Raw genomic sequence first — 17,770 nt, 5'->3', positions numbered from 1 at the left:
GGAGCATCCCTCTCAGAGAAGCGTGGTCAGAAGAGCTGCAGATCGGTGATGGCACCGGTCGCCAGCAGGTAGACGTACAGATCGGCAAGTCCCACGCTCAGCAGTGACGCCCACGCCAGCTGCATGTGCCGGGCGTTGAGCCGTCCGACCACGCTCCACATGCGGTAACGCACGGGGTGCTTCGAGAAGTGCTTCAGCCGCCCGCCGACGATGTGCCGGCACGAGTGGCACGAGATGGTGTACGCCCAGATCAGCACGATGTTGATGAGGAACACCACGGTGCCCAGGCCCATGTGGCCCCACTCGTAGTCCGCGTTGCGGAACCCGAGGACGGTGTCCCACGTCAGGATGACCGCGACGAGGACTGCGGCGTAGAAGAAGTAGCGGTGGAGGTTCTGCAGGATGAGGGGGAAGCGCGTCTCACCGGAGTAGCTCTTGTGCGGCTCGGCCACCGCGCACGCCGGGGGAGAGGCCCAGAACGAGCGGTAGTAGGCCTTGCGGTAGTAGTAGCAGGTGAGACGGAAGCCCAGCGGGAAGATCAGGATGATCAGCGCGGGCGACAAGGGCCACCACTCCCCGAAGAGGGCCCAGTTGGGGCCGCCCTGCATCTGCTCGCAGTTCTCCGCGAGGCAGGGGGAGTAGAAGGGCGAGACGTACGGCGCGTGGTAGTAGTCGGCGTTCGCGAACGCCCGCCACGTCGAGTACACGATGAAGGCGAACAGGCCGAACGCGGTTCCCGCGGGGGCGAGCCACCACCGGTCGGTACGCAGGTGGCGCTCGGCGATTGCGGCACGCGTGCCGGTCCGCACGCCTCCGGTGCCGGTCGCACCGGGTGAGGTGCTCGCAGGCTCAGAGCTGCCCGCGCTGCTCGTATTCGGTTGGGGTTGGGTGCCAGTGGCCAACGGTTTCTCCGGTATGGGCGACTTGATAGCTGGTGCGGCGGCCTCGGTCGACGTCCGGGGTCTCCGGCCTGCCTGCCCGGTGGTGGCCGGGCAGGGTCAGTGGGGCCGCGCGGGGCTCACGGCGCGTGCCGGTCCTTCGCACCCACCCCCTCGTCGTCGACGTCCGACCACAGGACGTGGTCGTACGGCTTGTCGGGGATCGTGACCATCTCGGGTCGGGCCGTGCTCGCCGCCCCCGCGGCAGGTGAGGACGCGCGCAGCAGTGCCAGGGACTCCCGCAGATGCTCGGCGTCGCTCCGGACGCGCCGGATCTCCAGCCCCGTGCCGACCTGGCGCTCCAGGCGGTCGACGGTGCGGGTGAGTTCGTCGAGGCAGCGCTGGGCCGCCGTCAGGTCGTCGGACAGTGACGATTGAGGTGACATGACGTGCCTACCTCCGCTGGTCGTGGCGGCTGGCCGGTGTTCAGGAGCGGCTTGCGTGTCAAGGTGCGATGGCGAGTGTCGCGCGTCACTCTCCCCGTTGTGAAGGGCGCTGCACGGGTTTACCTCGTCCGGGGCACGATCACGGATTCCCGTCACCCGCCCGGCGTACGGAGATGTGGTGCCGGCGACGGCCGCGGGCACCACTGAGTTCCGGCAACTGCGGTCCGCCTGGCTGCAGTTGGAACGTCGGAAGAGCTGAGAAGAAGACCGCGGGGGAGGCGGGCTCAGAGCCTCAGGCGCCAGTCCTGACCCACCAGGTCGTGGCCGAAGCTGCGGTGCGGCTCCTCCTTGACGAGCTCGAACCCCGCGCGCTGGTAGACGCGGCGGGCGGCGGCGAGCACGTCGTTCGTCCACAGCACGAGCTCGCGGTATCCCGCCCACCGGGCGAATTCCACGCACTCGCCGACGAGGCGGTCCCCGAGCCGGTGCCCCCGGGCTCCCGGGTCGACGAGCAGCAGCCGGAGGCGTGCCGTGCCGGGCGCCTCGTCCGCGACGCACATGACGCACCCCGCCCTGCGCCCGTCCAGCTCCGCGATCCAGGCGGCCTCCCGCTGCGGATCGTGCCCCTCCGCGAAGTCGGCGACGATCCGGGCGACGAGCGCTTCGTAGGTGCCGTCCCAGGAGAACTCGTCGGCGTAGACGGCGGCGTTGCGTTCGACGATCCAGCCCAGGTCGCCCGGGCGCGGCGCCCGCACGCTCGTCCTCGGGCGGCCGCTCCCGGAGCTCCTGCGCCCGGCGCCGCTGCCGTGGCCGTCGAGTACGGTGCGGGCGGTGCGCAGCGCCTCCGTCAGCGTGTCGCGGTCGGGCTCGGGGACGCGGGCGAGCAGCGACTCCACCGCCCGCTGCGAGCGCACTTCGAGCTGCTCGGCGGCCTCCCGGCCCTGCGGCGTCGGCCGGACGCTCAGCCGGCGCCCGTCCCGTGCGGAAGGTTCGCGCCGGACGAGGCCCTGCTTCTCGAACCGGCCGAGCATGCGGCTGAGCTGGCCGGCGTCCACGGAGAGTGCCGCCCGCAGGTCCGCCGCGTCCGTCTGCGAGCAGTGCACCAGCTCGTACAGCACGCGCGCCTCGGTGAGGGTGTACGGGGTGTGCAGGTGGCGGCTGTAGTCGAGCGCCCCGATGAGGTTCGTGTAGAAGCGGTTGAAGGCCCGCATCTCCCGGGCTGCTTCCTTCGGCATCGTCATCCCCCAGTATTTGACTGAGTCAAAGGTATCCCCGGTGTCCGGCCGTACGTCCCGCCTTCGTCGCGAGCGCGCGGAGACCGGGGCGGAAGGCCCTGAGCGCGGGGCCTTCTCCTCCGCACGGGTGGCATGCCGTGGCACGCGGCCGAGTCTGCGCGCAAGGCCGGGCGGCCTCGCCTTCAGTGGTCGATAGATGTGATGAAACGCCTATGCCGCCGAACGTGTCCGCGCAGGCAGGGCGTGTACGGACAGCCCGTCCGCGGTCAGCCTCGGAGGTCAGCCATGAAAGCCGTGCCAGCCCTCGACACAGCCACTCGGCGATCCCTCGCACTCCTCATGGCCGGCGCGCTGCTCCCGCTGGCCGCGTGCACGTCCGGAGAGGACGGCCCGTCGTCGGAGGGCGGCGGAAGCGGCGCCTCCAGGGACGTCCCGCACCTGGACCGCGAGCAGGTCGCCTCCGGGGGGACGCTGCGCTGGGCCGTCGACACGCTGCCCCCGACGCTCAACGCGTTCCAGCCCTCGGCCGACGCCAGCACGGAACGCGTCGCGGGCGCCACGCTCCCCTCCCTCTTCACGCTCGATCCGGCGGCGCGTCCCCAGCTCAACACCGACTTCCTGCAGGCGGCGGACGTCACGGAGAAGGAACCCCGGCAGACGGTCGTCTACAAGCTGAACCCCGAGGCACGGTGGAGCAGCGGGCGCCGGATCGGCGTCGCCGACTTCAAGGCGCAGTGGAAGGCGCTGGGCGGCAGCAAGAACTCCTTCGGCGCGGCCCGCAACGCGGGATACGACCGGATCAAGCAGGTGACCAGGGGGAAGGGCGCCCACGAGGTGAAGGTCGTCTTCCGCAAGCCCTACGCCGACTGGAAGTCGCTCTTCACGCCGCTCTACCCGAAGTCGGTGATGGGGAGCGCGAAGGGCTTCAAGCGGGGCGCCCGGTCCTCGCTGCCGGTGTCGGCGGGACCGTTCAAGGTCGAGCGGATCAGCAGGAACGACACCTCCGTCACGCTCGTACGCAACGGCAAGTGGTGGGGCGACACCGCCAAGCTGAAGCGGATCGTGCTGCGCGTCGTGCCGCGTGACGAGCGGAAGTCCGCGCTGGCACGCGGGAAGCTGGACCTCGCCGAGATCGACGTCTCGACGCTCCGCCGCATCGTCTCCGCCCACAAGGGCCAAGCCGGCGGGGAGGACGCGAAGAGCGAGTCCCAGCGCGACGGCGGGCGCGGCGACGGCAAGCACGCGGCCTCGTCCGGGAAGGAGGCCCGCAAGCGCGCGGCCCAGGACCGGAACCTGCGCCACATCGCCGTCCGCCACGCCTTCGAGCCCGCCTACACCCAGCTCGCCCTCAACGGAGCCGAGGGCCCCCTCGCGGACGAGCGGGTGCGGCGTGCGGTCGCCCGCGCCATCGACCGCGAAGCCCTCGCGAAGAAGGCGCTCCACGGCACCGGGCTGCCGGTCAAGGCGCTCGGCAGCCACCTGCGGATGATCGACCAGGACGGATACGCCGACAACAGCGACGCCCTCGGCGACCAGGACGTGGAGTCGGCGCAGTCGCTGCTCGCCGAGGCCGGCTGGGAGGACGGCTCGGCGGGGTCGGGGCCCACGGCCGACGCCGACGCGAAGAAGGCCGACGACGGCAAGCGGGACGGGGAGAAGAGCGGGAGCGAGAAGGACGGCCGCAACGACGAGAAGGACGGCCGCAACGACGAGAAGGACGGCCGCAACGACGGGAAGGACGCCGGGAAGGACAAGGACAGCCAGGACGACGCCGGCGGCGGCTCGGAGAACCGTGCCGCGGGCGCGCCCGGACTCGCGCCCGTCACCGCGGCCGAGGCGGCCCGTCTCGCCGGGCAGCCCCTGAATCTCTCGTCCGTCACGGCCGGACAGCGGGCCTCCGTGCTGACGCAGGCGGCGCGCGTCAAGCTGCGCAGCGCGAAGGAGAGCGGCTCGGAGCGCAGGGTCCGCAAGGCGCGCGCCGCGCTGAAGGACGCCACGCGCGCGCGTGCGGACGCCGACGAGCTGCGGCTGCTGTCCGACGGCGGTGCGAAGACGCAGCGCACCAAGGAGGGCAAGCCGCTCACGCTGCGCTTCGTCCTTCCGGCGGGCCCCGGCTCGGAGTCCATCAGGGCCACCGGGGCGCGCATCGCCCGCGAACTGACCCGGATCGGCGTCCGCACGCAGATGAAGAAGGTCTCCGACGAGGACTACTTCGCCAACCACATCGCGGAGGGCGACTACGACCTGGCGCTCTACTCGTGGCCAGGAACCGCCTATCCCGCCACGGACGCCCGTCCCATCTACGCCAAGCCCGCGGCGGCGGCCGACGGCTCCCTGCTCGTGGAGCAGAACTACACGCGCGTAGGGACGAACCAGATCGACCAGCTCTTCGACCAGGCGTCGAAGGAGCTGGACGACGGCGCCCGCAACGACCTCATCAAGCGCGCCGACGCCCGGATCTGGGCCGCGGCGGGCTCCGTGCCCCTGTACCAGCGCCCGCAGCTCGTCGCCGCCCAGGAGAAGATCGCGAACGCGGGCGCCTTCGGATTCGAGACGCCGCGGTACCAGGACATCGGCTACGAGAAGCAGTAGCGCGCTGCGGGCTCCGGGGGCACTGGCGAGGCGCCCCCGGAGCCCGCAGCGAGGCCTGAAATAGGCCGAACGTGGGTCGGCCCTTACGATGGACGGCGGAGCCGCGGCGAGATCTGCCCGGCAGGGCGCGTGAGAGGCACCGACGCACCGCGCCCCACCCACGATCCGGGAGAAGCGCAGCCAGCCATGCCCACGCGCCATGACATCCGCAACGTCGCCATCGTCGCCCACGTCGACCACGGGAAGACCACCCTCGTCGACGCCATGCTCAAGCAGGCCGGGACGTTCGCCGCGCACCAGCTCGAATCCGTCGACGACCGCATGATGGACTCGAACGACCTCGAGCGCGAGAAGGGCATCACCATTCTCGCGAAGAACACCGCGGTCAAGTACCACCCCAAGGGCGGCGACTCTGTCGTCATCAACATCATCGACACCCCCGGGCACGCCGACTTCGGCGGCGAGGTCGAGCGCGGACTGTCGATGGTGGACGCCGTCGTGCTGCTGGTGGACGCCTCGGAGGGCCCGCTCCCGCAGACCCGGTTCGTGCTGCGCAAGGCGCTCGAGGCACGGCTCCCGGTGATCCTCTGCATCAACAAGACGGACCGCTCGGACGCCCGTATCGCCGCCGTCGTCGACGACACCTACGACCTCTTCCTCGACCTCGACGCGGACGAGGAGCAGATCGAGTTCCCCATCGTCTACGCGTGTGCGCGCGACGGCGTCGCCTCGTTGACGCAGCCCGAGGACGGCACCGTCCCGGCCGACAGCGACAGCCTGGAGCCCTTCTTCACCACGCTGCTGGAGACGGTTCCGGCGCCCACGTACGAGCAGGACGCGCCGCTCCAGGCGCACGTCACCAACCTCGACGCCGACAACTTCCTCGGCCGCATCGCGCTGCTGCGCGTGAAGAACGGCACGCTGAAGAAGGGCCAGAACGTCACCTGGCTCAAGCGCGACGGCAGCGAGCAGAACGTCCGCATCACCGAGCTGATGATGACGGACGCGCTGACGCGCAAGCCCGCCGAGGAGGCGGGGCCGGGCGACATCTGCGCCGTCGCCGGCATCCCCGACATCATGATCGGGGAGACGCTGGCCGATCCGGAGAACCCCGTCGCACTGCCGCTGATCACCGTCGACGAGCCGGCGATCTCCATGACGATCGGCACCAACAACTCGCCGCTCGTCGGCAAGGGCGGCAAGGGCCACAAGGTGACCGCCCGCCTGGTGAAGGACCGCCTGGAGCGCGAGCTGGTCGGCAACGTCTCGCTGCGCGTCCTGCCGACGGAGCGCCCCGACGCCTGGGAGGTGCAGGGCCGCGGTGAGCTGGCGCTCGCCATCCTCGTGGAGACCATGCGCCGGGAGGGCTTCGAACTGACCGTCGGAAAGCCGGAGGTCGTCACGCGGGAGATCGGCGGCAAGCTGCACGAGCCGGTCGAGCGGATGACGATCGACGCCCCCGAGGAGTACATGGGCGCCATCACCCAGCTGATGGCGACGCGCAAGGGGCGGATGGAGACGATGACGAACCACGGCTCGGGCTGGATCCGCATGGAGTGGATCGTTCCTGCCAGGGGTCTCATCGGGTTCCGTACGGAGTTCCTGACCGAGACCCGGGGGACCGGCATCGCGCACAGCCTCTTCGAGGGCCACGAGCCGTGGTTCGGGGAGCTGCGCACGAGGCGGAGCGGGTCGCTCGTGGCGGACCGTCCGGGCTCGGCGACGCCGTTCGCCATGATGAACCTCCAGGAGCGCGGGACGATCTTCATCGAGCCGGGCACCGAGGTGTACGAGGGCATGATCGTCGGTGAGAACTCGCGCGCCGACGACATGGACGTGAACATCACCAAGGAGAAGAAGCTCACCAACATGCGCGCGGCCGCGGCCGACACCACGGAGAACCTCGTACCGCCGCGGAAGCTCTCGCTGGAGCAGTCGCTGGAGTTCTGCCGCGAGGACGAGTGCATCGAGGTCACCCCCGACACCGTGCGCATCCGCAAGGTCGAGCTCGACCAGAAGGCGCGGTCCCGGGCGGCTGCCCGCGCCAAGCGCTGAACCGGTCGTCGCGCCAAGCGCTGAACCGGTCGTCCCGCCGCGGTACTCCGCCGGGACCGGCTCCCGTGGCCCCTCGCTCCTCCGGTAACCCTCCCGGACGAACGGGGGGCCGCGGTTTGCCGGGTGCCGCGTCGCGTCCCGAGGCCCGGAATCCCCTGCCGCGCGGGGGGCTTCCGCTCAGGGGTCACGCGTACGGCCCCAGAGGGATGCCGAGATGAAAGTGCGCAAAGGGTGTTAATTGGTCCGCAAGGCAAGACGTCTGCGGTACCGAGGAGGCACCCATGCGCGGAGCCACGCGTCTCACGTGGGCAGTCGGCTGTGCGACGGCAGTCACCCTGGCGGCTGCCGGGTGCGGCGGGGGAGGGGGTGGGGGCGCTGCCGCCGGATCGTCGGCCGGCGTCGTGCGTGCCTTCTGGACCGACCCGCAGAACCCGCTGGAGCCGTCCAACACCAACGAGGTCCAGGGCGGCAAGGTCCTGGAGATGACCTTCCGGGGGCTCAAGCGGTACAACCCGGACACCGGCAAGGCGGAGAACGCCGTGGCCGAGTCGGTCAAGACCGACGACCAGCAGAACTTCGACGTCCGGCTGAAGAAGGGCTGGAAGTTCTCGGACGGTTCGCCGGTGACGGCGAAGTCCTTCGTCGACGCCTGGAACTACGGCGCGCTCGTCACCAACAAGCAGGTGAACTCGTACTTCTTCGAGTACATCGACGGCTACGACGACGTGCACCCCGAGGACGAGAACGCCAAGCCCAAGGCGAAGACGATGTCCGGGCTGAAGGTGACGGGAAAGCACTCCTTCAAGGTGAAGCTCAACCAGAAGTTCTCTCTCTGGCCGGACACCCTGGGATACGCGGCGTTCTCCCCGCTGCCGGAGAAATTCTTCACCGACCACGACGCGTGGCTGAAGAAGCCGATCGGAAACGGCCCGTACAAGATCGACTCCTATACGCAGGGCCAGGCCATGCGGCTGTCGGTGAACAAGAAGTACGCGGGTCCCGACAAGCCGAAGAACAAGGGCGTCGAGCTGAAGGTCTACACCGACCAGAACACCGGCTACACCGACCTCCAGGCAGGCAACCTCGACGTCTTCGACGAGCTTCCCGCGGGGCAGCTGAAGAACGCGGAGCGGGACCTCGACGGCCGCTACATCAACCAGCCCGCGGGACTTCTGCAGACCCTCTCCTTTCCGCTCTACAAGAAGGAGTGGCAGACGGAGAAGGCCAAGCAGGTGCGGCGCGGACTGTCGATGGCGATCAACCGTGACGAGGTGGCGCGGAAGATCTACCACGGCACCCGCAAGCCGGCCACGGAACTGACCTCTCCCGTCATCAAGAAGTCCGGCGGGTACAAGCCCGGGATGTGCGGGGAGACCTGCACGTACGACCCGAAGAAGGCGAAGAGGCTGATCGAGGACGCGGGCGGGCTGCCGGGCGGGAAGGTCAGCATCACCTCGAACGTCGACACCGGCTCGCACCGGCAGTGGATGGACGCCGTGTGCAACAGCATCAACAACGTCCTCGACAAGAACGACGCGTGCAGCGTCAACCCCGTTCCGACGTTCGGTGAATTCCGGAAGGACATCGCGGACAAGAAGCTGAAGAGCCTCTTCCGCACCGGCTGGCAGATGGACTACCCGCTCATCCAGAACTTCCTGCAGCCGCTGTACTACACCGGCGCCTCGTCGAACGACACCGGGTACTCCGACAAGCGCGTCGACAGCCTCATCGACCAGGCCAACGAATCCGGGGAGCAGGAGGCGGTGAAGAAGTTCCAGGAGGCCGAGCAGATCGTGCTGGAGGACCTCCCCGCCATTCCCCTCTGGTACCAGGACGGGAACGCCGGCTACTCGGACAGGGCCAGCGACGTGCGGCTGAATCCGTTCTCGGTGCCCGTGTTCACCGACATCAGAGTCAAGTGAGGGCGTGAACGGCGGTGGGGCGCTACGTCGTCAGGCGACTGCTCCAGATGGTCCCGGTGTTCGCCGGGACCACGTTCCTCATCTTCGTGATGGTGTACGCGGTCGGCGACCCGGTCAACGCGATGTTCGGCGAGCGGGCTCCCGACCCCGCCACGGCCGCCCAGCTGCGCGCCGAATTCAACCTCGACAAGCCGGTGTGGCAGCAGTACCTGCTCTACATGGCGGACATCTTCACCGGCGACTTCGGAAACGCGTTCAACGGACAGCCCGTCACCCAGCTGATGAGCACCGCGTTCCCGGTCACGTTGCGGCTGGCCCTCATCGCGATCGTCATCGAGATCGTCTTCGGCATCGCCCTCGGCGTCATCACGGGCCTGCGCCGCGGCCGTCCCGTCGACAGCTCCGTGCTGATGATGACGCTCATCGTGATCTCGGTCCCCACCTTCGTGACCGGCACGCTCGTGCAGTACCTGCTGGGCGTGAAGTGGGGATGGATCGCGCCCGCCGTCTCCCCCGCGGCGCCGGTCGGTGAACTGCTGCTGCCGGGGGTGGTCCTGGCCCTGCTGTCGCTGGCGTACGTCACGCGGCTGACCCGTGCGTCCATCAGCGAGAACTCCCGGGCGGACTACGTACGCACCGCGCTCGCCAAGGGGCTGCCCCGCTCGCGCGTGACGGTCCGGCACCTGCTGCGCAACTCGCTGATCCCCGTGGTGACCTTCCTCGGCACGGACGTCGGCAACCTCATGGCGGGCGCCCTGGTCACGGAGCGGATCTTCAACATCCAGGGGGTCGGCTTCCAGCTCTGGCAGGGCATCGTGCGGCAGAACTCCCCGACAGTGGTCGGCTTCGTGACGATCCTCGTCATCGTCTTCCTGCTCGCGAACCTGATCGTCGACCTCCTCTACGCCGTGCTCGACCCGAGGATCCGCTATGCGTGAGCCCGAGCCCGCCGGCGCCGCCGTGCGCCCGGGCAGTCCAGGCGCGGAAGCCGCGCCGTCCCGTAACGCCGAGCCGTCGCCCGAGGGGGTGCCGCATGGTTGAACGCGCACCGGAGAGCCCGTCCGCCGCCGACGAGCCCCCCTCGGGAGCCCCGGCGGCAGCGGCGGGAGGCGGCGGGGGGACAGGCGCGGCCGCCGGACTCGCCGTCCCCGGCGAGCAGACGCCCGGCCCCGCCGCCCCGCCCGGAACGGAGCCGGAGCCGGGGCCGAGCGGCCAGGCACGCAGCCTCTGGTCGGACGCCTGGCACGACCTGCGCCGCAACCCGGTCTTCGTCGTCTCCGCGCTGCTGATCCTCTTCCTGGTCCTCATCTCGGTCTGGCCCGGGCTGATCGCGACCCGCAACCCGCTCTCCTGCCAGCTGGACAAGTCCCTCGACCCGGCCTCGCCGGGCCACTGGTTCGGCTACGACACCCAGGGCTGCGACGTCTACACGCGCGTCGTCTACGGCGCCCGCACGTCCGTGACCGTCGGCGTGTGCGCGACCCTGGGCGTCGCGGTCGCCGGCTCGGTGCTCGGCGGGCTCGCCGGCTTCTTCGGGGGCTGGTGGGACGCGCTCCTCTCGCGCGTGACGGACGTCTTCTTCGGCATCCCGATCATGCTCGGCGGGCTCGTCTTCCTCTCGATGACCGGGAGCCGTTCGGTGTGGACGGTCATCGCGTTCATCGTGCTGCTGGGGTGGCCGCAGATCGCGCGCATCGCCCGCGGCTCCGTCATCTCCGCGAAGCAGAACGACTACGTGCAGGCCGCACGCGCGCTGGGGGCCGGCAACGCCAGGATGCTGGTCCGGCACATCCTTCCGAACGCCGTCGCCCCGGTGATCGTCACCGCGACGATCGCGCTGGGCACCTACATCGCCCTGGAGGCGACCCTCAGCTATCTCGGCGTCGGCCTCCAGCCCCCCACCGTCTCGTGGGGCGCCGACATCTCGGACGCCTCGCAGGGGATGCAGTTCCGCAACGCGCCGCACATCCTGCTCTATCCCGCGGCGGCGCTGAGCCTGACCGTCCTGGCGTTCATCATGCTCGGCGACGCGGTGCGCGACGCCCTCGACCCCAAGCTGCGCTGAGGGAGGCGTACGTGACACAGACCCAGACGCAGCCGGTGCCGCCTTCGCCGTCCGGGCCGGGCCGGCTGCTGGAAGTACGGGACCTGCACGTGGAGTTCCGCACCCGCGACGGCGTGGCGAAGGCCGTCAACGGCGTCAGCCTCGACGTCGCGGAGGGCGAGACGCTGGCGGTTCTCGGCGAGTCCGGCTCCGGCAAGTCCGTGACGGCGCAGGCGGTGATGGGGATCCTCGACACGCCGCCCGGACGGGTCACAGGCGGCCGGATCCTCTTCGAGGGGCGCGACCTGCTCGCGCTGCGGGAGGAGGAGCGCCGCTCGGTGCGCGGGGCGCGCATGGCGATGATCTTCCAGGACGCGCTGTCGGCGCTCAACCCCGTCCTGAGCGTGGGGTACCAGCTCGGCGAGATGTTCCGCGTGCACCGCGGCAGTTCGCGCAAGGAGGCCAGGGACCGGGCCGTCGAGCTGATGGAACGGGTGCGGATCCCCGCCGCGCGGGCGCGTGTCGACGACTACCCGCACCAGTTCAGCGGCGGCATGCGGCAGCGCATCATGATCGCCATGGCGCTGGCGCTGGAGCCGCGCCTGATCATCGCGGACGAACCCACCACCGCACTGGACGTCACCGTCCAGGCCCAGGTGATGGAGCTGCTGGCCGATCTGCAGCGCGAGTTCCGGATGGGCCTGATCCTGATCACGCACGACCTCGGTGTCGTCGCGGACGTGGCGGACGAGATCGTCGTGATGTACGCCGGACGCGTCGTGGAGTCCGCCCCCGTCCGCGAGCTCTACCGGACGCCCGCGCACCCCTACACGAAGGGCCTGCTCGACTCGATCCCGCGCCTGGACCAGAAGGGGCAGCAACTCGACGCGGTGAAGGGGCTGCCGCCGAGCCTGCTGCGCATCCCGCCGGGGTGCGGCTTCCACCCGCGCTGCCCCATGGCGCGTCCCCTCTGCCACGCGGACGAGCCGCCGCTCTACGAGGTGGGCCGGGGCAGGGCGAGCGCCTGCCACTTCTGGGAGGAGCTGCTCGATGCAGAGTGACAGCCTGGACGGGACGGCGCGGCCCCAGGACGGCGAGGGCCTGGGCGTACTGCCGGAGAAGGAGCCGCCGGCGCCGCACGCGCCGCGTGAGGCGATCCTCGAAGTACGCGACCTGGTCCGGCACTTCCCGCTCACCCAGGGCGTCGTCGTCAAACGGCAGGTGGGCGCGGTGAAGGCCGTCGACGGCGTCTCGTTCGACCTGCGGCGCGGCGAGACGCTCGGCCTCGTGGGGGAGTCGGGCTGCGGGAAGTCGACCGTCGCGAAGCTCGTGACGAGCCTGGAGGCCCCGACCTCCGGAAGCATCCTGTACAAGGGCGAAGACGTCACGCGCCTGTCCGGACGCGCGCTCAAGGCGGTACGCCGCAACATCCAGATGGTCTTCCAGGACCCCTACACGTCCCTCAACCCCCGTATGACGGTGGGCGACATCGTCGGCGAGCCCTTCGACATCCACCCCGAGGCGGCGCCCCGCGGCGAGCGCCGCAGGCGGGTGCAGGAGCTGCTGGACGTCGTCGGCCTCAACCCCGAGTACGTGAACCGCTATCCGCACCAGTTCAGCGGCGGGCAGCGGCAGCGCATCGGCATCGCCCGGGGCCTGGCGCTGCGCCCGGAGGTCATCGTGGCGGACGAGCCGGTCTCCGCCCTGGACGTCTCCGTGCAGGCGCAGGTCGTGAACCTGATGGAGCGGCTGCAGGACGAGTTCGGCCTGTCCTACGTCTTCATCGCGCACGACCTCTCAGTGGTACGGCACATCTCCGACCGCGTCGGCGTCATGTACCTCGGCAGGATCGTCGAGATCGGCACGGAGCGCGAGATCTACGAGCACCCCACGCACCCGTACACCCAGGCCCTGCTCTCGGCGGTGCCGGTACCGGACCCCTCGGCCGGGGAGCGGCGCACGCGCATCGTGCTGGAGGGCGACGTCCCGTCCCCGGCGAACCCGCCGTCGGGCTGCCGGTTCCGCACGCGGTGCTGGAAGGCGGCGGACCGCTGCGCGCAGGAGGAGCCGACGCTCCAGGTGCCCGCGGCCCTCCGGCACGCCGAGGGGCCGGCGCACCATCCGTCGGCCTGCCACTACGCCGAGGAGAAGGAGCGGATCGTCCCCGGCTGAGGCACGGGTCCAGGGGCCTCTTCGCCGCGGCCCGCGAGGGCGGCCAGCACGGCGAGCGAGACGAGGACCTCGAACAGGGACGTGGCCATCGACAGGCGGTCGCGCAGGCCGAGGGTGCCGATGCTCTCCAGCAGGCCCGCCTTCGCCGCGAACGACAGGCGGAACAGCCCGAGTCCGAGCAGGGGCGCGCAGACCGTCATGCCCAGCGGGCGTGCGAAGGGCGAGCCCCGGTACGCGGCGGTCGCGCCGCCGGCCGCCAGCAGCGCGAGCGACCAGGCGTACCAACTCTCGGGCACGGCGAGGAGCGTGACGAGTGTGCCGTCACCGGTGAAGTGCTCCCAGTACGGGCCCCAGCCCTGCTCAGCCCACGCGCGGACCTCCCAGGAGACCAGCACCGCGGCCACCGCGCCCAGCAGCACCGACGCGGCGAGGCCGCCCGCGGGAGTGGGACGCGCGGGTACGTCGTGGCGGCCGCCGGCGGGGGGTGGGCCGTCTCCGGCGGGGGCGCCGGTACCGCGGCCGGCGAACACGGTGACGATGAGCGCCACTCCCAGCACCAGCATGGCGATGTCGCTGATCAGCACCTGGGTGCGCAGCCCGTCCGAGACGCCGCCCTGTACCCAGCCGGCGTTGAGGTTCCACAGGGTGGGGACGCGCAGCAGGATCGTCAGGGCGCCCGCCGAGAGGAGGACGCCCGCGGTCGCCGAGGAGAGAAGGGCGGTGACTGCGCAGACGGTGTAAAGAACCAGCAGCGTCGGTTCCACGAACGAGCTGGTCCAGATACCGTCCTGGGCGCGGAAGAGCAGACCGGACCACATCCACCAGGCGTCGGTGACGTCGGCGGCCTTGCTGAAGTCGCGGACGATCCAGACGAGGTCGAGCGCGGCGAGCGCCGCCAGCAGTGCGGCGCCCGCTCTGTGCGCACCGGGTCTCAACGTTGCGAACCGACTCATGTGCCGCCCCCCGCGGTACGGACGTCCGTGCGCTGCACCGTTCTTCGGCCGCAGTCGAGGCGGCGGATTCGGTACAGCATCGGACAAGCCTACTGCCGCTGGTCACGGCGACCGGGCCGGGGCAGCGCGGCTCCGGCCCGGTCCTACGGCACCCGCACGGGCCGTACGAAGTTCAGGGTGGCGGGTTCGTATATCGGTGCGGCGACAACTGGATTGCGGCCGTGTTAAAGCGTTTCAGGCATTCTTATGGCCATATGTCTATTAGGTGCCGAGGCCGTCAAGCACGCGCTGACCTCAATCTGCAAAACCTTCGCTCACTATGCGCTCGGGGTCCACATGCTGCCGCCGGTACCCCTTGACTGAGCAGTTATTCACTTGCAAAGTCTCCTCAACCCATGGCACCCGATGCCAGCCGGCCAACAGTCGGATCTATCCGCATAGATGACGAGCGCGGGGGCGCAATCACGATGACAAGTCCATCCCAGGCCGCGATCGCCGGGGCAGAGACCCCAGATCCCGACGGCGTCGGCCTGACCACCGAGCCGGTCGGCCGAGAAGGCAGCAAAGACCAGCAGGTGGGCCGGTCCCCCGGCCAACTGATGTGGATGCGGTTCAAGCGCGACCGCACAGGTGTCATATCGGCCTTCGTCGTTCTCTCGATGTTCGCCGTCGCCGCCCTCGCGCCGGTGATCTCCTGGCTGTACGGCAAGGACCCGTGGACGCGCTACGGGCAGCTCAAAGAGGGCCTCCTCAACGACAACGGCTACCCGATCAAGCCCAACGGCGGCATCGACGCCGAGCACTGGTTCGGTCTCGAACCGGGCCTGGGCCGCGACGTGTTCATGCAGCTCGTCTACGGGATGCGCACCTCCCTCTCGCTGGCCGTGGTGATCGCGCTCCTGTCGGTGCTGCTGGCCATCGTGATCGGTGTCGCGGGCGGCTACCTCGGCGGCAAGACGGACTACCTCCTCGGCCGGCTCACCGACCTGATGATGTCGTTCCCCAGCCAGCTGTTCTTCGTCGCCTTCGTCCCCGTCATCGGCGCGCTGATGGTCGACCCCCAGGACGAGATGCCGACCGGGCTGCGGGCCGCCGTCCTCATCTTCGTGATGTGGCTGCTCGGCTGGATGACGCTGGCGAGGCTCCTGCGCGGTCAGGTTCTGACCCTGCGCGAGAGGGAGTTCGTCGAGGCGGCCAAGGTCGCCGGCACCCCGCCCTGGCGGATCATCCGCAAGGAACTGCTCCCGAACGTGGTCACGCCCATCCTGGTGCAGTCGACCTACATGCTTCCCAACTTCGTCACCGCCGTCGCGGGCCTCTCCTTCCTCGGAGTGGGCATGCCGGCCTCCACGCCCGACTGGGGCCGGATGTTCGCCACGGGTGCCGAGGTGTACCAGAGCGACATCACTTACATGATCTTCCCCGGCGTCGCGATGGTGATCTTCATCGTCGCGTTCAACCTGCTCGGGGACTCGGTCAGGGACGCCTTCGACCCGAAATCGGGACGTTGACGACCGAGAAGAGGGGGGCGCTGCCACCCCGGCACCGCATCAGTCAGGCAGCAACGGACAACCGACAGGCAGGTGCTACCACCACCATGAGCAGATTCAGGATGCGTACGGCGCGCGTCTCCGTCGTCGGGCTCGCCGCAGGCGCGCTCATCCTCACCGGATGCAGCAGCGGCGGTGGCGGCGACGACGGGGGCGTAAGCAAGGAAGACGCCGCCAAGCAGCAGGTCAAGTACGAGTTCGGCGACGAGCAGGACTCGACGGGGCCCGCGAAGGCCGTGAAGGGCGCGGAGAAGGGCGGCAAGCTCACCGTCTACCAGCGGGACAGCTTCGCCCACCTCGACCCCGCGCAGATGTACGTCAGCGACGAGGGCTCGATGTCGACCCTCATCCACCGTCGCCTGACCACCTACAAGCGCGACAACAGCGGCAAGTACATAGTCGTCGGCGACCTCGCCAAGGACAGCGGCCAGTCGTCCAACGGCGACCGGACCTGGAAGTACGAGCTCAAGGACGGGATCAAGTGGGAGGACGGCTCCCCGATCACGTCCAAGGACATCCGGCACACCTTCGAGCGGCAGTTCGCGCCGTTCGTCTCGGAGGGCCCGGTCTTCATCCAGCAGTGGCTGGCGGGCAAGAGCGGCACGGACTACCGCAAGCTCCTGCCGGACGGCCCCTACAAGGGTGACCACCTGCCGGACAAGGTCCTCGAGACGCCGAACGACAAGACGATCGTCTTCCACTTCAAGGACCCGCAGCCGGACCTTCCCTACGCTCTGGGCATGGCGGGATACGCCGCGGTCCAGGAGAAGGGCGACACGCAGGAGAAGTACGACAAGAAGCCGGTGGCTTCCGGTCCGTACAGGATCGAGTCCTTCAAGTCCGGCAAGAGCATGAAGCTGGTGCGCAACGAGCACTGGGACGCCAAGACGGACGCGGTGCGGCACGCCTACCCGGACTCGCACGACATCCAGTTCGGCGTCTCCTACGAGGCATCCACCAAGCGGCTCGCCTCCGACAGTGCCGAGAACCAGACCGCGGTCAGCTACAGCAACCAGGTCGACGCCTCCAGCATGCAGGAGGTGCGCTCGAACCCGGATGTGAAGAAGCGCTCGCTGTCGGGCTACCAGCCCTACGTCGGCAAGATCTCCTTCAACATGGACCGCCTGAAGGACAAGAAGGTCCGTGAGGCGATCGCCTACGCCCTCCCCGCGAAGTCGCTGATGCAGGCCTTCGGCGGTTCCGGCGGCGGCGAGCTCGGCGGCAGCTACCTCAGCCCGACCGTCGCGGGCCACACGGGCGCCGACCCCTACGGGAAGATCAAGAACCCGCAGGGCGACGTCAAGAAGGCCAAGAAGACGCTGAAGGAAGCCGGCAAGACCGGTATGAAGCTGACCTTCGCCTTCCAGAACTCGCCCGAGTGGCAGGAGTTCTCGATCGCGGCGAAGGACAACCTGTCCAAGGCCGGGTTCGACGTCCAGCTCAAGGACATCGTCAGCGACACGTACTACGACCAGATCGGCAAGGTCAAGAACAAGTACGACATGTACCACTCCTCGTGGGGTGCCGACTGGCCGAGCGCCTCGACGGTCATTCCGCCCACGCTGGACGGTCGTCAGGTCCAGGACGGTGCGTCGAACTACTCGCACTACGACAACCCGCAGATGAACAAGGAGATGGACCGCATCTCCAAGATCACTGACGCGGACCAGGCGGCCAAGGAGTGGGGCAAGCTGGCGGACAGCATCCTCAAGGAGGACCTGCCCGACATCCCGCTGATGTACTACAAGCAGATCCAGCTGCACGGTTCGAAGGTTGGCGGTGCCGTCCTGAACGACGTCATCAGCGGCATCGACCCGACCCAGCTGTACATCAAGAAGTAACAGCACACACAGCGCTGTTGCTCGCGCCATAGGTGGTGCCCGCCCCCTGGGGTCCCCCCGGGGGTCTTCCCCCAGGGGGCGG

13 protein-coding genes are annotated in these 17,770 nt (G+C 69.4%); 9 read left to right on the top strand and 4 right to left on the bottom strand.

Going from position 1 to position 17,770, the window contains the following annotated elements:
- Nucleotides 1–26: 26 nt before the first annotated feature.
- From H181DRAFT_RS04190 to H181DRAFT_RS04180, 3 genes are all read right to left on the bottom strand, one after another.
- Complete coding sequence (locus tag H181DRAFT_RS04190) at nt 27–809, bottom strand: hypothetical protein (protein ID WP_045862812.1); 783 nt, start codon at nt 807–809, stop codon at nt 27–29.
- 209 nt (nt 810–1,018) lie between these two features.
- A complete protein-coding gene (locus H181DRAFT_RS04185; RefSeq protein ID WP_045862811.1) occupies nt 1,019–1,324 on the bottom strand; it encodes a hypothetical protein in 306 nt (101 codons plus the stop codon).
- A 284-nt stretch (nt 1,325–1,608) separates the two neighbouring features.
- Entirely contained in the window at nt 1,609–2,565 is a 957-nt protein-coding gene (locus tag H181DRAFT_RS04180) for a bifunctional helix-turn-helix transcriptional regulator/GNAT family N-acetyltransferase (protein WP_254666687.1), read from the bottom strand.
- Between the two features lie 279 nt (nt 2,566–2,844).
- Here H181DRAFT_RS04180 and H181DRAFT_RS04175 point away from each other — a divergent pair, with 279 nt between their 5' ends.
- From H181DRAFT_RS04175 to H181DRAFT_RS04145, 7 genes are all read left to right on the top strand, one after another.
- The gene (locus H181DRAFT_RS04175) at nt 2,845–5,151 is read left to right on the top strand and encodes an ABC transporter family substrate-binding protein (RefSeq protein WP_045862810.1); all 2,307 of its coding nucleotides are present in this window, start codon (nt 2,845–2,847) and stop codon (nt 5,149–5,151) included.
- A 186-nt stretch (nt 5,152–5,337) separates the two neighbouring features.
- Nucleotides 5,338–7,206: a translational GTPase TypA gene (typA, locus tag H181DRAFT_RS04170; protein WP_045862809.1), complete on the top strand. Its 1,869-nt coding sequence runs from the start codon at nt 5,338–5,340 to the stop codon at nt 7,204–7,206.
- A 281-nt stretch (nt 7,207–7,487) separates the two neighbouring features.
- Nucleotides 7,488–9,128, top strand: coding sequence for a peptide ABC transporter substrate-binding protein (locus tag H181DRAFT_RS04165; protein WP_045862808.1), 1,641 nt, complete (start codon nt 7,488–7,490; stop codon nt 9,126–9,128).
- A 14-nt stretch (nt 9,129–9,142) separates the two neighbouring features.
- Entirely contained in the window at nt 9,143–10,066 is a 924-nt protein-coding gene (locus H181DRAFT_RS04160) for an ABC transporter permease (protein WP_045862807.1), read from the top strand.
- 95 nt (nt 10,067–10,161) lie between these two features.
- Nucleotides 10,162–11,193 carry an ABC transporter permease gene (locus tag H181DRAFT_RS04155; RefSeq protein WP_045862806.1) on the top strand — a complete coding sequence of 344 codons (1,032 nt, stop codon included), beginning with the start codon at nt 10,162–10,164 and terminating at the stop codon, nt 11,191–11,193.
- 11 nt (nt 11,194–11,204) lie between these two features.
- Complete coding sequence (locus tag H181DRAFT_RS04150) at nt 11,205–12,233, top strand: ABC transporter ATP-binding protein (RefSeq protein ID WP_175439708.1); 1,029 nt, start codon at nt 11,205–11,207, stop codon at nt 12,231–12,233.
- Nucleotides 12,223–13,344 carry an ABC transporter ATP-binding protein gene (locus H181DRAFT_RS04145; protein ID WP_052708440.1) on the top strand — a complete coding sequence of 374 codons (1,122 nt, stop codon included), beginning with the start codon at nt 12,223–12,225 and terminating at the stop codon, nt 13,342–13,344. Before H181DRAFT_RS04150 ends, H181DRAFT_RS04145 begins: the two co-directional genes overlap by 11 nt.
- Here H181DRAFT_RS04145 and H181DRAFT_RS04140 read toward each other — a convergent pair.
- Nucleotides 13,308–14,297 carry a hypothetical protein gene (locus H181DRAFT_RS04140; RefSeq protein ID WP_139131664.1) on the bottom strand — a complete coding sequence of 330 codons (990 nt, stop codon included), beginning with the start codon at nt 14,295–14,297 and terminating at the stop codon, nt 13,308–13,310. The two genes, H181DRAFT_RS04145 and H181DRAFT_RS04140, sit on opposite strands and share 37 nt — an antisense overlap.
- 467 nt (nt 14,298–14,764) lie before the next feature.
- Between H181DRAFT_RS04140 and H181DRAFT_RS04135 the strand changes: the two genes are divergently transcribed.
- A complete protein-coding gene (locus H181DRAFT_RS04135) occupies nt 14,765–15,808 on the top strand; it encodes an ABC transporter permease (protein ID WP_074467702.1) in 1,044 nt (347 codons plus the stop codon).
- An 86-nt stretch (nt 15,809–15,894) separates the two neighbouring features.
- A complete protein-coding gene (locus tag H181DRAFT_RS04130) occupies nt 15,895–17,688 on the top strand; it encodes an ABC transporter substrate-binding protein (protein ID WP_045862804.1) in 1,794 nt (597 codons plus the stop codon).
- Nucleotides 17,689–17,770: the final 82 nt, after the last annotated feature.

The organism is Streptomyces sp. WMMB 714, from assembly GCF_900090125.1.
In the GTDB taxonomy this organism is placed as follows: Bacteria; Actinomycetota; Actinomycetes; order Streptomycetales; family Streptomycetaceae; genus Streptomyces; species Streptomyces daqingensis.
Note: the sequence above shows the minus strand (reverse complement) of the source record. Positions and strands in the feature narration are given on the sequence as shown.

Excerpts from the sequence above, each read along its gene's own strand:
- H181DRAFT_RS04145 (WP_052708440.1), top strand. The coding sequence starts at position 12,223 with ATGCAGAGTGACAGCCTGGACGGGACGGCGCGGCCCCAGGACGGCGAG.
- H181DRAFT_RS04180 (WP_254666687.1), bottom strand. The coding sequence starts at position 2,565 with ATGACGATGCCGAAGGAAGCAGCCCGGGAGATGCGGGCCTTCAACCGC.
- H181DRAFT_RS04175 (WP_045862810.1), top strand. The coding sequence starts at position 2,845 with ATGAAAGCCGTGCCAGCCCTCGACACAGCCACTCGGCGATCCCTCGCA.
- H181DRAFT_RS04165 (WP_045862808.1), top strand. The coding sequence starts at position 7,488 with ATGCGCGGAGCCACGCGTCTCACGTGGGCAGTCGGCTGTGCGACGGCA.
- H181DRAFT_RS04185 (WP_045862811.1), bottom strand. The coding sequence starts at position 1,324 with ATGTCACCTCAATCGTCACTGTCCGACGACCTGACGGCGGCCCAGCGC.
- H181DRAFT_RS04140 (WP_139131664.1), bottom strand. The coding sequence starts at position 14,297 with ATGAGTCGGTTCGCAACGTTGAGACCCGGTGCGCACAGAGCGGGCGCC.
- H181DRAFT_RS04130 (WP_045862804.1), top strand. The coding sequence starts at position 15,895 with ATGAGCAGATTCAGGATGCGTACGGCGCGCGTCTCCGTCGTCGGGCTC.
- H181DRAFT_RS04135 (WP_074467702.1), top strand. The coding sequence starts at position 14,765 with ATGACAAGTCCATCCCAGGCCGCGATCGCCGGGGCAGAGACCCCAGAT.
- typA (WP_045862809.1), top strand. The coding sequence starts at position 5,338 with ATGCCCACGCGCCATGACATCCGCAACGTCGCCATCGTCGCCCACGTC.
- H181DRAFT_RS04155 (WP_045862806.1), top strand. The coding sequence starts at position 10,162 with ATGGTTGAACGCGCACCGGAGAGCCCGTCCGCCGCCGACGAGCCCCCC.